Origin of the sequence: Brevibacillus ginsengisoli (genome assembly GCF_050113715.1) — a bacterium.
Classification (GTDB): Bacteria; Bacillota; Bacilli; order Brevibacillales; family Brevibacillaceae; genus Brevibacillus_H; species Brevibacillus_H ginsengisoli.
Genome location: NZ_JBNJQR010000009.1, coordinates 1 through 14,549 on the forward strand (window position 1 = coordinate 1; position 14,549 = coordinate 14,549).

At 46.7% G+C, this 14,549-nt stretch carries 9 protein-coding genes, 12 tRNA genes, 1 rRNA gene and 2 riboswitches; all 22 genes read left to right on the forward strand.

Going from position 1 to position 14,549, the window contains the following annotated elements:
• Positions 1-96, forward strand: a 23S ribosomal RNA gene (locus tag ACQCN2_RS17535); the annotation flags it as partial.
• Between the two features lie 62 nt (positions 97-158).
• A tRNA-Asn gene (locus tag ACQCN2_RS17540) sits at positions 159-233 on the forward strand.
• A 4-nt stretch (positions 234-237) separates the two neighbouring features.
• Positions 238-328: transfer RNA gene (locus ACQCN2_RS17545), tRNA-Ser, on the forward strand.
• Positions 329-358: 30 nt separating this feature from the next.
• Positions 359-435: transfer RNA gene (locus tag ACQCN2_RS17550), tRNA-Met, on the forward strand.
• A 31-nt stretch (positions 436-466) separates the two neighbouring features.
• Positions 467-551, forward strand: a tRNA-Leu gene (locus tag ACQCN2_RS17555).
• A gap of 9 nt (positions 552-560) precedes the next feature.
• Positions 561-637 (forward strand) — tRNA-Glu (locus ACQCN2_RS17560).
• Between the two features lie 28 nt (positions 638-665).
• Positions 666-741, forward strand: a tRNA-Val gene (locus ACQCN2_RS17565).
• A gap of 14 nt (positions 742-755) precedes the next feature.
• Positions 756-832 (forward strand) — tRNA-Asp (locus tag ACQCN2_RS17570).
• A gap of 41 nt (positions 833-873) precedes the next feature.
• Positions 874-949, forward strand: a tRNA-Phe gene (locus tag ACQCN2_RS17575).
• A 19-nt stretch (positions 950-968) separates the two neighbouring features.
• A tRNA-Thr gene (locus tag ACQCN2_RS17580) sits at positions 969-1,044 on the forward strand.
• Positions 1,045-1,051: 7 nt separating this feature from the next.
• A tRNA-Gln gene (locus ACQCN2_RS17585) sits at positions 1,052-1,126 on the forward strand.
• Positions 1,127-1,136: 10 nt separating this feature from the next.
• Positions 1,137-1,212, forward strand: a tRNA-Lys gene (locus ACQCN2_RS17590).
• 22 nt (positions 1,213-1,234) lie between these two features.
• Positions 1,235-1,317 (forward strand) — tRNA-Leu (locus ACQCN2_RS17595).
• A 424-nt stretch (positions 1,318-1,741) separates the two neighbouring features.
• Positions 1,742-2,695 carry an AAA family ATPase gene (locus ACQCN2_RS17600; RefSeq protein WP_426930247.1) on the forward strand — a complete coding sequence of 318 codons (954 nt, stop codon included), beginning with the start codon at positions 1,742-1,744 and terminating at the stop codon, positions 2,693-2,695.
• Between the two features lie 15 nt (positions 2,696-2,710).
• Positions 2,711-3,916, forward strand: coding sequence for a DUF58 domain-containing protein (locus ACQCN2_RS17605; protein WP_426930248.1), 1,206 nt, complete (start codon positions 2,711-2,713; stop codon positions 3,914-3,916).
• Between the two features lies 1 nt (position 3,917).
• Positions 3,918-6,164, forward strand: a complete 2,247-nt coding sequence (locus ACQCN2_RS17610; protein ID WP_426930249.1) for a DUF4129 domain-containing transglutaminase family protein — start codon at positions 3,918-3,920, stop codon at positions 6,162-6,164.
• Positions 6,165-6,189: 25 nt separating this feature from the next.
• Positions 6,190-6,291: riboswitch (purine riboswitch) on the forward strand.
• Between the two features lie 157 nt (positions 6,292-6,448).
• On the forward strand, positions 6,449-7,987 hold the full coding sequence (gene guaA / locus ACQCN2_RS17615) for a glutamine-hydrolyzing GMP synthase (RefSeq protein ID WP_426930250.1): 1,539 nt from the start codon (positions 6,449-6,451) through the stop codon (positions 7,985-7,987).
• A gap of 159 nt (positions 7,988-8,146) precedes the next feature.
• Positions 8,147-8,247: riboswitch (purine riboswitch) on the forward strand.
• A gap of 132 nt (positions 8,248-8,379) precedes the next feature.
• Positions 8,380-9,753 (forward strand): NCS2 family permease, encoded by a 1,374-nt coding sequence (locus tag ACQCN2_RS17620; RefSeq protein WP_426930251.1) that lies wholly within the window; start codon positions 8,380-8,382, stop codon positions 9,751-9,753.
• A 122-nt stretch (positions 9,754-9,875) separates the two neighbouring features.
• Positions 9,876-11,447: a M1 family metallopeptidase gene (locus ACQCN2_RS17625; protein ID WP_426930252.1), complete on the forward strand. Its 1,572-nt coding sequence runs from the start codon at positions 9,876-9,878 to the stop codon at positions 11,445-11,447.
• Positions 11,448-11,572: 125 nt separating this feature from the next.
• Positions 11,573-12,061 (forward strand): 5-(carboxyamino)imidazole ribonucleotide mutase, encoded by a 489-nt coding sequence (purE, locus tag ACQCN2_RS17630; RefSeq protein WP_426930253.1) that lies wholly within the window; start codon positions 11,573-11,575, stop codon positions 12,059-12,061.
• Positions 12,058-13,185 carry a 5-(carboxyamino)imidazole ribonucleotide synthase gene (purK, locus tag ACQCN2_RS17635; protein ID WP_426930254.1) on the forward strand — a complete coding sequence of 376 codons (1,128 nt, stop codon included), beginning with the start codon at positions 12,058-12,060 and terminating at the stop codon, positions 13,183-13,185. The genes purE and purK overlap by 4 nt, the downstream gene beginning before the upstream one ends.
• Before the next feature lie 16 nt (positions 13,186-13,201).
• Positions 13,202-14,500 (forward strand): adenylosuccinate lyase, encoded by a 1,299-nt coding sequence (purB, locus tag ACQCN2_RS17640; RefSeq protein ID WP_426930255.1) that lies wholly within the window; start codon positions 13,202-13,204, stop codon positions 14,498-14,500.
• Positions 14,501-14,549: the final 49 nt, after the last annotated feature.

The window sequence follows — 14,549 nt, forward strand, 5'->3', positions numbered from 1 at the left end:
TAAGACCCCTCATAGACGATGAGGTTGATAGGTTCGGTGTGGAAGTGCGGCAACGCATGGAGCTGACGAATACTAATCGGTCGAGGACTTATCCACGTTATAATCTCTTAGCATATCGAGTGTATCCAGTTTTGAAGGTACAAAAGTATCTTCTATATTCCTCAGTAGCTCAATGGTGGAGCAACCGGCTGTTAACCGGTAGGCTGGCGGTTCGAGTCCGTCCTGAGGAGCCATAATGGAGAGTTACCCAAGAGGCCGAAGGGGACGGTTTGCTAAACCGTTAGTATGCGCAAGCGTAGCGAGGGTTCGAATCCCTCACTCTCCGCCATTGTAATGCAATACCTATCTTTTATATCTTGGCGGTGTAGCTTAGCTGGCTAGAGCGTTCGGTTCATACCCGAAAGGTCGGGGGTTCGACTCCCTCCACCGCTACCATTATTATAATAAATGTAATGTTTTTTCTTTTGCGGTCGTGGTGGAATTGGCAGACACACCATCTTGAGGGGGTGGCGGGGCGACCCGTGCGAGTTCGAGTCTCGCCGACCGCACCATATAAGAATGGCCCGTTGGTGAAGCGGTTTAACACAGCAGCCTTTCACGCTGTCATACAGGGGTTCGAATCCCCTACGGGTCACCATCATTTTAGCTGAAAAGTGTAACAAAATGGAGGCTTAGCTCAGCTGGGAGAGCATCTGCCTTACAAGCAGAGGGTCGGCGGTTCGATCCCGTCAGCCTCCACCATATTTTAATTTTTTGGAGCTGTGGTGAAGTTGGAGTTCACGCCGGTCTGTCACACCGGAGGTCGCGGGTTCGAGTCCCGTCAGCTCCGCCATTTTAACTAACATATTAAAATGGCATGAAAATATTTATCATGGCTCGGTAGCTCAGTCGGTAGAGCAGAGGACTGAAAATCCTCGTGTCGGCGGTTCGATTCCGTCCCGAGCCACCATAAAACAATACGTTTATGTGCCGGTGTAGCTCAATTGGTAGAGCACCTGACTTGTAATCAGGGGGTTGTGGGTTCAAGTCCTATCGCCGGCACCATTTTTATTGGGGTATAGCCAAGCGGTAAGGCAACGGACTTTGACTCCGTCATTCCCAGGTTCGAATCCTGGTACCCCAGCCATTTTCAGTACGAGCCATTAGCTCAGTTGGTAGAGCATCTGACTTTTAATCAGAGGGTCGAAGGTTCGAGTCCTTCATGGCTCACCATGTAATCGTTCAAGCTAAATATGCGGGTGTGGCGGAATTGGCAGACGCACCAGACTTAGGATCTGGCGGGCGACCGTGGGGGTTCAAGTCCCTCCACCCGCACCATATGCTTAAATAGTAAATCCTTGTAATCAAGGATTTTTTTGCGTTTTAAGGGGAGTTTGAACGATTCTATGAGGGAAATATAGGATTTGTACCTGCCAAGTAAGAAAGGTATAATATTGGCGTATACAAATTGAATGAAGCAGAGACCTTACATAGGGATTGAGTTTCACACCAGGTGAGGGTTGCACTGAGAAAATAAGGGTTTGCATGCGTGCAGACCCTTTCTATTTGGTAGCTTTTGACACACGCATGTAAATTTTGTAAAATGAAATGATGAGAAAATAGAGTTGTTCTATTTGTCAGTATATTTTAATTTTACTAAGTTTTATAATTATTTTCTTGTTTTTCCCTTTATTTATCGATTAATTTAAGAAGTAATCACTCCGTGCCTTCTAGGCCAGGAAGACAGATAGGAGACGTTAATATGAGCGTAATCAAACTTGAACATCCTCACAAAGCAATTGAAGCTCTTATTCAAAATATCGAGAAAGTACTGATCGGCAAGAAAAACGTGATTGAATTAAGTATTGTCGCGTTATTGGCAAGAGGGCATGTTTTATTGGAAGACGTACCTGGCGTTGGGAAAACGATGCTCGTTCGCGCGTTGGCTCGTTCAATTGGAGGAAATTTTAAGCGTATTCAATTTACTCCTGATTTACTTCCTACGGATGTAACAGGGGTCTCCATATTCAACCAAAAAACGCTGGAATTCGAATTTAGACCGGGACCGATTTTTGGACATGTTGTGCTAGCGGATGAAATAAACCGTACATCGCCTAAAACCCAAGCTGCTTTACTTGAAGCGATGGAGGAGCATTCGGTCACCGTAGATGGAGTGACCAATCAGTTAGCGGAGCCTTTCTTCGTGATGGCTACCCAGAATCCTTTAGAATATGAAGGAACGTTTCCGCTTCCTGAAGCGCAATTAGATCGTTTTCTTTTGCAATTACATTTAGGGTATCCGACAGAATCGGAAGAAGTAACGATGTTGACGCGTTATATCGCCAATAAGCCGATTGAAGAAATTCGGCCTGTCGTGACGGTAGAAGATATCCAACAGTTACAACTCGAAGTTTCCAATGTGAGGCTTACGGAAGGAATCAAGGATTATATCGTCCGTCTTTGTCAAAAAACACGGAATCATCACAGTGTTTATTTAGGCGTCAGTCCGCGTGGATCGTTGGCGTTGTGTCGCGCGGCGCAGGCTCTCGCTTTTGTGCGTGGACGTGATTATGTCATTCCTGATGATGTGAAAGAACTCGTAGCGGTTACGTTTACCCATCGGATTATTTTGAAGCCGGAAGCGCGGCTTGAGGGAGCTACAGTTGATCGTGTGATTACTAGTGTGCTTCAGGAGACCCGAGTCCCGATCAGCTAAAGGGCGGTGAACTAGATGAAAAAACGCAAATACGGAAAAGTAAAAGTCATCGGGCTATTAGCGATCACCTATGCATTTGCCAAATTCCAAGGGGGATTCGCCAGCTGGTTTCTTTTCTATAGCTGTTTATCATTTTTCGCCTATGAGTTGTTGGCCTATGTGCTGATGTTTGCTACCCTGCAAGTCACCCGAGAAATTGACAGAGAGCGATTGCAGGATGGCGAAGACGTGGTGGTCACGATCCGGATTCGGCGCAAGATCTGGTTTCCGCTTGGGTGGAATCTGGTTGTTGAGTCTCTTCCAGATAAGTTAGCCAGCTACTATGAGCCACATCGGCAGCTATTTTTTCCATGGTTTAAAAGAGAAGTGCAACTGACCTATATGATTCCTTCATTGCCACGTGGCTATTACCGATTAGAAGGCTGTGAAATTACGGCGGGTGACTTTTTTGGGTTTATTCAACGCGTGAAAGCCTTCCCTCTATATAATGATTTTCTGGTCTACCCTTCGCACCGCCAAATAACCCATTGGCCGACTGGAGATGGGCGTATGAGTGGAAATGTTCAGGTGCCTAACAAACGCTCGGATGATGTGTCTGCCGTTCGAGGAGTGAGGGATTATCAGCGGGGGGACCGATTGAGCCAAATTCATTGGCGCGCCTCAGCTCGTGGAATGGGGCTGAAAACCAAGGAATTTGAGCATCAGGCAATGAATCAGATCGTTTTCTTTTTGGATGTGAATAAATCTGGCTATCCGGCCAAGGATACTCAGTTGTTTGAGATGGCTGTTAAGCTGACGGCAAGTTTGGTTTATTTTGCGAGTCGCAGGCAGTTTCCGTTTGGATTTGTGAGTAACCAGAACGAACGAACCGTGATTCCTGTGGGGAATACACAAACGCATTTCTTTCGGATATTCGATCAGTTGGCTAGGGTTATGCCTGAAGGAGAAATGGAGTTTGCCCAGGTTATAAGCAGGGAAGCGCTGGAGTTCCCTCTTGGGTCTACCCTGGCGTTGATCACTCCTTCATTGAACAAACGATTTGTCGCTGTTCTGCTGGATCTGGCTGCAACGGGAAAGAAGCTCCACCTTTTCTGGGTTTACTCCACCCGTATGAAAGAAGAAGACAAGCAGGCACTGCAAATGCTAAAGGCAGCCAAGGTTGAGTGCAGTTCCATACACCTCCATGAGTATGAAGAACTAAAACAGATCGGAGGTGCGTAACATGATCGGAACGTTACAGTTTTTTCGCAGAGTAAAAGTAATGGATTGGTTGGCCGCGATCTTCCTGTTTTTATTGTTGAGGGAATGGTTGCTGCCCCTCCCGATATTGACGGATACGAGTGAAGCGACCCCATTTCTACTGTTGACGGCTGGCGTCCTGCTGATTGATATGCTTTTCGAGTGGCGCTGGTTGGGATTCCTGCTGAAAATGGGCTTTGGCTTGTGGATGCTGCATCAGACGTTTTTTGAAACATCATTTTTCAAGATGGAGTGGCTGCGAGAGACGTATGAGCGATTGATCCATGACATTCCCTTGCTATATTCACAGCAGTGGTTGGCGATGTCACCGGTTACGAGAAGTTTGTTGTTTTATCTTCTCCTATTGGTTCTGATCTCGATTTTATCGTATCTCGTTTTGCAGCAACGACAGGGGCTTTGGTTTGTCTTTATGACGGAAGCTTATCTGGCGACGCTCGATACATTTATGCCTTACGATGCGGACGCGGGCATTATCCGGTCGCTGATTGTCGGGTTTATTATGTTGGCTGTTCTTCATTTTTCGGCCATGGAAAAGCTAGCTGGCCCTGGTCAAAGCAAATTGACGTACTGGAAGTCACTGATTGCCCCACTGTTGATTATCAGTTTCACAGTTGGTGTCGCTTATTCGGCTCCCAAGGCGGATGCAAGTTGGCCGGATCCGATTTCGTATTTCACGTCCCAAGCGAACGATGGAAAAGGAACGCTCAAAAAGGTCGGCTATGACAACAACGACACGACATTGGGTGGTCCATTCATTCAGGATGAGAGCTTGGTTTTTATGGCGGAAACCAACGAAAAATATTATTGGCGCGGGGATTCCAAAGACATTTATACGGGCAAAGGGTGGAAAAAGGGTGAGGTTGAATACGAGTCGATCCTAAACCCTGGGACGTATGAGTGGCGTGACAAGTTGTTTGAAAACGTGGAGACCAAAAAGGTTGACGCCAGGTTGAGGTTTACGAATGGAGAACAATACCCGACCATATTTTATCCGGGTCAGTTACTTCGCACAACAAGCTTGACTCCACAAAACGCAACAATCCAATATGATGTGACCAACAAGCATATACAGACGCACGAGGGAGTTGTCTCGGTTACCCAAAGCAGCAACCCAGCATCGAGTGCTTTTCCAAAGACGGTGGAAATTCCGAATCCTACTCAGCTGAAAATGCTTAACTACGAAGAACAAGCGGAAGTGCCCGTTCTAAGCGAGAAAAAGATGCTGGAATTGCCTAGCCGATACCCGTCTTCCATTAAAGAGCATTACTTGCAGCTTCCTGAAAATCTGCCGCCAAGGATTAAAGAGCTGGCGCTCAAGGTGACTGAATCTGCTAAAACTCCTTATGAGAAGGCAGTTGCGATCGAAACCTTTTTGCGAAGCGGAGATTACAAGTACGAAATTCGGGATGTACCTGTGCCAACGGAAGGTCAGGATTTTGTCGATCAGTTCTTGTTTGAAACCAAAAGGGGATACTGCGATCACTTCTCGTCCTCTATGGTTGTCATGCTTCGGACGATTGGGATTCCAGCTAGATGGGTAAAGGGCTTCGCTCCTGGAACGGAAGTGGGTCAAATCGAAGATGGCAGGAAGCTGATTGAAGTCCGCAACAAGGATGCCCATTCGTGGGCGGAGGTTTATTTTCCTGAAGTCGGCTGGATTCCATTTGAAGCAACGACCTCGTTCGTTTCGCCAGTTCGCGTTAACTATGATCTGAATTCGGCTCCCGAGCAGCAACCCGCCGTCAATAACACCCAAGCTAATAAACCTCAAGAACAAAACAAAGACCGCCTCAACAAGTTGGAGGAAGATGAGAATACGGCGACGGGTGGGAAAAAAGTTACAGGCAAATATGCATGGATCCTAGGTGTCATACTTCTCGCTGGCTCAGTGATCGCTTGGAAGCGAAGAAATCAATTACTGGTCTGGTGGATTCGCAAGCAGATCGCGACATACTCAGAGGATCGCTTTGTTGAGAAGTACGGAAAGCTTTTAGCCTTATATGAACGAGTTTTGATGAATCGGCGTGAAGGAGAGACACTTCGTGAATATGTGAGACGCTTGTCTGTACCGGGGGATGTACGTCAGGACCTCTGGTATTTGACAAACTTGTATGAACAAATTCACTACGGCTATAAGGAGCTGGAAGAAAAGTCTCGAACCATTGCGAATAAAATTATGGATCGCCTCTCACAACAAATGAAACCTTGAACATTTACCTTTTGTCTGCTAGAATTTGCTCGATAGCAAGAACTCTCGTATAATGTCAGGAATATGGCCTGAAAGTATCTACCGCTCGACCGTAAATTGAGCGACTACGGGGTTAGCAGCCAGAGGTACGTGAAAAATCTGCGTATAATTAACTGGGACTGTACCCTCGCATACTCAAGGGGAGCAGTTCCTTTTTTCTGTGAAAAACGGGCATGACCGTTTTGTTTTTGATTCAGCAGGTTAGTTTTGCTACTATATCTATGAAGTGAATAAGGAGGGTACACATGGAGAAACCGGTAGAATTAGTTGTCGTACTTGATTTTGGAGGCCAATACAATCAGTTAATCGCCAGACGTGTGCGTGATCTGGGTGTTTACAGCGAGTTGCTTCCTTACAATACCTCTGTGGAGAAGATTAAGGAAATGCAGCCAAAAGGGATTATTTTCTCTGGCGGTCCGGCGAGCGTATATGAAGAAGGCGCGCCAAAAGTGGATCCAGCTATCTTCGAATTGGGATTGCCGATTCTTGGGATTTGCTATGGGATGCAATTAATGACGCATAGCCTTGCGGGTAAAGTGGAAAGAGCCGGTAAACGTGAATACGGTAAAGCGGAGATTAACATTCAACAACCACACGAGTTGTATCACGACCTGGAGAATAATGAAGTAGTATGGATGAGCCACTCCGATAAAGTTGTTCAGCTTCCGGAAGGGTTTATTATTGATGCGACCAGCGAATCTTGCCCAGTTGCGGCGATGAGCCATCGAGATCGCAAGCTTTTTGGCGTACAGTTCCACCCAGAGGTGCGTCATACCGTTCGAGGCAACGAATTCATCGGAAACTTCTTATTCAAGGTGTGCGGCTGCAGCGGAGATTGGAGCATGTCCAGCTTCATTGAGGAAGAAGTGGCGAACATCCGTCAAATCGTGGGAGACAAGCATGTTTTGTGCGCATTGAGCGGCGGAGTGGATTCTTCCGTAGTGGCGGCACTCATTCACCGTGCGATCGGCGATCAGTTGACTTGTATGTTTGTGGATCACGGGTTGCTTCGTAAAGGTGAAGCAGAGGGTGTTATGGAAACTTTCGTCGGCAAGTTTGACATGAAAGTGCTGAAAATTGATGCACGCAAACGCTTCATGGACAAGCTGAGCGGTGTCTCTGATCCGGAGCAAAAACGTAAAATCATCGGTAACGAGTTCATCTACGTATTTGATGAAGAGGCCAAGCAGCTGAAGGGTATGGACTTCCTGGCTCAAGGAACGCTTTACACGGACATTGTTGAGAGTGGTACGGATACCGCTCATACGATCAAGTCTCACCACAATGTAGGCGGTCTGCCGGAAGATATGAACTTCACACTGATTGAACCGCTGAAAACGTTGTTCAAAGACGAAGTTCGCAAATTGGGATCCGAACTTGGATTGCCAGACGAGATCGTGTGGAGACAGCCTTTCCCAGGTCCAGGGCTTGCGATCCGCGTTTTGGGTGAAGTTACGGAAGAAAAACTCGAAATTGTTCGGGAATCCGATGCAATCCTTCGCGAAGAGATTAAAAATGCAGGTTTAGACCGTGAGATTTGGCAGTATTTCACCGCATTGCCTGGTATGAAGAGCGTAGGGGTAATGGGCGACGTTCGCACATATTCTTACACAGTAGGGATTCGCGCGGTTACTTCCATCGATGGGATGACAGCGGACTGGGCTAGAATTCCGTGGGACGTACTGGAGAAAATCTCCACTCGTATCGTCAATGAAGTTGATAACGTAAACCGCGTTGTGTACGATGTAACCTCTAAACCACCTGCAACGATTGAGTGGGAATAGGAATTATTAAATAGAGAGAAAGCACCTGTTACTCGAAGAAAGTATGGAGTAACAGGTGCTTTTTCAATAAATACGGATGATTTTTAAAAACGAAACCTGAACGTTCGGTTTTTGTGTTGACATTCGACAAAATTCTTGTTAAACTTTCGTTGTGAAGTAAAAAAGAATAAGGTTATGGTTCGTATAATCCCTGGAATTTGGCTGGGGAGTTTCTACCAGGTTACCGTGAATACCTGACTACGGACGGAACTAACGTGAAAAGTGAAATCATCTTTCGTTTTATTGCTATTTTCCGAACGTTCCTTTCCGAGTCGAGGTATCTGTAGCCACACAGACCTCGACCTTTTTGTTTTTTGCCTCACATCATAATAATCATTAGGGGGAACTAGCAAGTGCGAAAGTATTTTGAATTCGACAAGCTGGGTACGAGCTACCGTAAAGAAATTATCGCGGGTATTACAACGTTTTTGGCAATGGCATACATCCTGGCTGTTAACCCATTCATGTTAAGTGGCGCTGATTTGCCAGCAAATTTAAAGGCCGGTCATTATCCACCGTTTGACGCTGTATTTACAGCAACTGCGCTTGCAGCAGCAATCGGTACATTGGTAATGGGGATCGTGGGTCGCCTTCCAATCGCGCAAGCGCCTGGTATGGGCTTGAACGCGTTCTTTACCTTCACGGTTGTACTGACAATGGGTGTTCCTTGGCAACAGGCGTTAGCGGGGGTATTCGTATCTTGTTCCATCTTCTTGATTTTGTCTTTAACAGGGGTTCGTGAAGCGATTATTAACTCTATTCCGCAAGGTCTGAAATATGCGACATCTGCAGGTATCGGTTTGTTTATCGCCTTTATCGGTTTGAAAAATGCAGGTATCATCGTAGGGAACGAAGCGACGTTCGTGGCACTTGGTCATTTGAGCTTCCATGATGGGATGAAGCCTGAAGAAATTCTTGCTGCGAAGAATGCGCTTCTTGCAGTGTTTGGTTTAGTGGTTACTGCAATTCTGATGTCTCGCAAGTTCAACGCGGCAATCTTTATCGGGATGCTTGTTACGGCAGTGGTCGGAATGATCTTTGGCTTGGTTGAATTGCCAACAAAGATTTTCTCTGCACCGCCTAGCTTGGCTCCTACATTTGGAGCGGCATTCCCTTACCTTAGCGATATGGGAACCATGTTCTCTGCGAAGATGCTGATTGTTATCTTTACCTTCTTGTTCGTAGACTTCTTCGACGCAACTGGAACGTTGATTGGTGTAGCGAGTCAAGCTGGTCTTTTGAAAGATGGCAAACTACCACGCGCTGGTCAAGCCTTGGCGTCTGACGCTATCGCCGGTCTTTGCGGTTCTATTCTGGGTACATCAACTACAACTAGTTATATCGAATCGACAGCAGGGGTAGCGGCTGGTGGTCGTTCTGGTTTTGCTTCCGTTGTTACTGGTTTAATGTTCATCCTTGCCTTGTTCATCTCTCCGGTTTTATCGGTTGTAACATCTGCGGTAACGGCTCCTGCGCTTGTCATTGTCGGTGTGTTGATGGCTTCTCACATGACTAAAATCGCTTGGGACCAAATGGAAGAAGCGTTGCCGGCATTCTTGACTGTTCTGATGATGCCTTTAACCTTCAGTATCGCATCTGGTATCGCGGCTGGTTTCATTGTGTATCCAATCACCAAAATCTTCAAAGGACAAGCAAAAGAAGTTCATCCAGTGATGTATGTGCTGTTCTTCATCTTCCTGGCATTCTTCGGCTGGCTCCGCGAATAGAAGATCGAACGCATAGAACACAATAAATAATCAAAGCTAATCCTGTAAATAAAAGGGATTAGCTTTTTTCCTTTAGGCATATCCTGTAATATGAGTGGGACAAGGTAACGGGGGGCATAACCATGAAAAAATGGAGCGTAACGCGCAATTTGGTGATTGTGTTCGTATTGCTTGAACTGATTGTCTGGGGAACGTGGAGCCCGATGCCCATTCAAGCAGATACCATTCAAACACAGGCAAAGGGTAGCGCCCAAAAACCAATAAAAGAATTCCAGTCGTCAACCAAATATCAAGTGAATGCGCAAGTTGATCCAGACAAACATGTCGTATCTGGTACGCTCTCGGTTGAGTTTCCGGCAGTGGACACGTCCAAAGTTTATTTTCATCTGTATCCCAACGCGTTTCGAGAACGATCCGAGCTTTCCCAGCCAAATTGGCGGTATGAGTTAGGAGACGATCGAATCCCGGGTCAGATCGATATTCAAGAGGTTTGGGTCAATAACCAATCCGTTGCGTTCCAGGTACATAATACGATTCTGGAGGTTCCCTTTCCCAAAAAAGCGAACCAGAATCAGCTCACGCATGTTCGACTTTCCTTTGAACTAAAAGTACCCAAAAATAATGGTCGCCTTTCTTACGATGATCACGCCATCTGGTTAGGCAATTGGCTTCCGATTCTCGCTGTGAAGGAAGCGGCAGGCTGGAGACTGGATGATTATTATCCAATCGGTGATCCGTTCTTCAGCGAGGTAGCGGACTTTGACGTGCAAATTCGCGTTCCCAAGGAGTATCAGGTGGCGACAAGCGGTCTTGAAAGCCAGGCAGTCATCACAGAAACCAAACCAAAAGGAGTTAGGCTGTACGATATTCAAGGGGTCAACATTCGAGATTTTGCGGTCGCCGTGATGGACAGCAGCTACCATAGCTTAACGTCCAAGGTTGGAGATACACTGGTGAACACCTGGTATCGACAGGATGATGATCAAGCGGCAGTTCAACAGCTGCACGATGTCGCTCAAAAATCTTTGCGCTACTATAGTAACTCCTTTGGCGCATATCCGTACCGGGAATATGATGTCGTGCGCACCGGAGGATTCTTCGGTGGTATGGAGTATCCCGGTGTCGTGTTTATCCAGGATCGGTATTTTCAAGAGCCGAATGGATACGGAGCGGCAGTGGTAGCGCATGAAACCGCCCATCAATGGTTTTACGGGATGGTTGGCAGTGATGAGATCCGCGAAGCCTGGGTAGATGAGAGTTTGACGGATTATGCAGCGATGGCGTTCCTTACCCAATATAATCAAAAGCTGGCGGCGCCATATATTATGCGAAGAACGACGCTTGGACACCTAGCTGATTCCTATACCTCACGAGGTATTGTGGCATGGCAAAGCGTCGATAAATTTCCGGATTGGAAAAGCTACAGCGATCTGGTGTACTCGAGGGGAGCCACCATGCTTTGGGAGTTGAGGAAAGCATGGGGGGAAGACGTGATCAACGAGGCATTACGATATTACTGCAGCAATCACCAATATAAGAACGCAACCGGTAATGATGTGATCGAGGCGTTCACTCATGTGACAGGTGCAAGCGCTAAGCCTTACTTCCAATACTGGCTGCAATTGAAGGTTGATCAGGAAAAGCAGGCTTTTCAATGGGTAACGGATGGGAAGGGCAAGGTGCACACAAAATAAACACGAATGATTAATTAATTGTATTCATGTAACGTTCGGAAATAGGTTGACATTCCTTCTTTCCTCTTGCTAAACTGAACCTTGAAGTAACGAAACGGTGAAGTAAAGAGAGGGGCAGCTTAGTGATGAATCATCCTTTGGTCGGCGTGATTATGGGAAGCACATCAGACTGGGAAACCATGAAAGAAGCTTGTCACATTTTGGAGGAATTGCAGGTTCCTTATGAGAAAAAGGTGGTTTCTGCTCATCGGACACCTGATCTAATGTTTGAATACGCGGAAACGGCTAAAAGCCGCGGTCTTGCAGTCATTATTGCGGGAGCTGGCGGTGCGGCCCACCTACCTGGGATGGTAGCTGCCAAAACGGAGCTTCCTGTCATCGGTGTTCCTGTCAAATCTTCGAACCTGAATGGGCTTGATTCGCTTTTATCGATTGTTCAGATGCCTGGTGGCGTTCCTGTCGCAACAGTCGCTATTGGAAAAGCTGGAGCGATCAATGCCGGTCTCTTGGCTGCACAGATTCTTGGTCTGCAAAATCCTGAGATTCAAGATCGTCTTGTCCAAAGACGGGCTGCCATTCGTCAGAGTGTAATGGAGGATAGCCAACTATCATGAAAATCATTCGACCAGGTGCAACGATTGGATTGTTAGGCGGCGGGCAGTTGGGGAGAATGATTGCGTTGTCAGGGCGGGCAATGGGGTATCGATTTGTAACCTTGGACCCGACACCGGATTCACCCAGCGCACAGGTTTCTGATCAGCAGATCACAGCAAGTTTTGATGATGTAGAAGCAGCGAAGCAACTAGCCAAGCTGAGTGATGTTATAACGTATGAATTTGAGAATGTCGACGCGCGAGTAGCGGAAGTGCTGGAGACAAATTCTTTTGTTCCGCAGGGAAGCCAGCTGCTGCGAATTACTCAGCATCGGATTCGTGAAAAATCAACAATAGAAGCCTTAGGAATCCCTGTGGCGCCATTCCGTCAGGTCCAATCTCTTGAGGATGTGAAGCAAGCGACAGAGGAGTTCGGGCTTCCTGTCGTGATGAAGACCGCTACTGGCGGGTATGACGGCAAGGGACAATTTGTCATTCGAGATGCAAGCGAGATTGAAGAGGCTTATGAAACTCTTCATCAATGGGGAACGGAACTGATTGTGGAGAAGTTTGTTCGCTTCCAGATGGAGCTGTCAGTGATCGCGGCCCGTAATCTGTCGGGGGAAGTTGCGTCATTTCCGGTCGCGCAGAACATTCATGTGAATAATATTTTGCATCTTTCGCTGGTTCCCGCTCCTATTTCGTCTGAGGTAACGGAGAGGGCGCGTCAAATAGCGGAAGAACTGGCCGGGAAGCTGAATGTAGTCGGACTGATTGCCGTAGAGATGTTTCTAACGGATGATGGCAAACTATATGTAAACGAATTAGCACCTAGACCGCATAACTCCGGCCATTATACAATGGATGCCTGTGTTACTTCTCAATTTGAACAGCATGTTCGTTGTATCTGCAATTTGCCGCTTGGCAGTACGAAGCTGCTTACACCAGTCGTCATGGTCAATATTCTAGGAGAGCATCTCGATGCGATCCTTCAGAATGTGGACAAGCTTCCGACGTCGAGTAAGCTGCACTTATATGGTAAGAAAGAAGCGCAAGCGAAACGAAAAATGGGGCACTTGAACGTGTTGGCTGATTCAGTAGAAGAAGCATTGGAATTGATTCGGAATTTGGGAATATGGAAATAGAAGCGGAGGTATTCAAATGATTGAACGTTACTCTCGCCCTGAGATGAGGGCAATTTGGACGGAACAGAATAAATTTCAGGCGTGGCTCGAAGTGGAGATCCTCGCGTGTGAGGCATGGTCGAAGCTAGGCGTTATTCCTGCTGATGACGTTCAGAAGCTGTGGGAGAAGGCGAGCTTTGATATTAACCGAATCTATGAAATTGAAGAAGAAACTCGCCACGACGTTGTCGCATTTACTCGCGCTGTCTCTGAGACGATCGAAGGCGAAGAGAAGAAGTGGGTTCACTATGGATTGACCTCTACTGACGTAGTAGATACGGCTTTGTCTTATCTTCTTTTGCAAGCCAACCGCATTATTGAAAAGGACTTGGAAGATTTCATTCAAATTCTTGCTGATAAAGCTCGCGAGCATAAAAATACCGTTATGATGGGACGTACACATGGTGTTCATGCAGAACCAACGACGTTTGGTTTGAAGCTTGCCCTCTGGTATGAAGAAATGAAGCGGAATCTGGAGCGTTTCCGCGCCGCGAAACAAGGAGTAGCTTTTGGCAAAATCTCCGGTGCGGTGGGAACCTATGCCAATATCGATCCATTTGTAGAAGAATATGTTTGTGAGAAACTAGGGCTGCAAGCGGCTCCGATCTCGACTCAAACCCTTCAGCGTGATCGACATGCGGACTACATGGCTACACTTGCTTTAATCGCAACTTCACTTGATAAGTTTGCGACTGAAATTCGCGGGCTTCAAAAGAGTGAGATTCGTGAAGTAGAAGAAGCATTTGCCAAAGGACAAAAAGGTTCCTCTGCGATGCCTCATAAACGCAATCCGATCGGCAGTGAGAACATCTCTGGTCTGGCTCGTGTGATTCGTGGTCATATGGTGTCTGCTTATGAGAATGTGCCGCTGTGGCATGAACGCGATATCTCTCATTCTTCAGTAGAACGCGTCATTCTTCCTGACGCTACTCAATTGCTCAACTATATGCTTCGCCGCTTTATGAATATCGTGAAGAACTTGACGGTCTTCCCTGAGAATATGAAGCGCAATATGGATCGTACTTTTGGTTTGATTTACTCTCAACAAGTATTACTCAAATTGATTGACAAAGGATTAAGCCGTGAAAAAGCGTACGATACCGTCCAACCTCGCGCGATGCAAGCGTGGGAAGAACAACGCTCCTTCCGTGAAATCATTGCCGAAGACGAGACTGTTCAATCTCTGCTCTCCCAAGAAGAACTGGACGATTGCTTTGACTATCGTTATCATCTCAAGCACGTGGATACCATTTTTGAACGATTGGGCTTGGCGTAATCGGAAAAGCATACAGGAAAAAGGACGACCCTTCGCAGGTCGTCCTTTT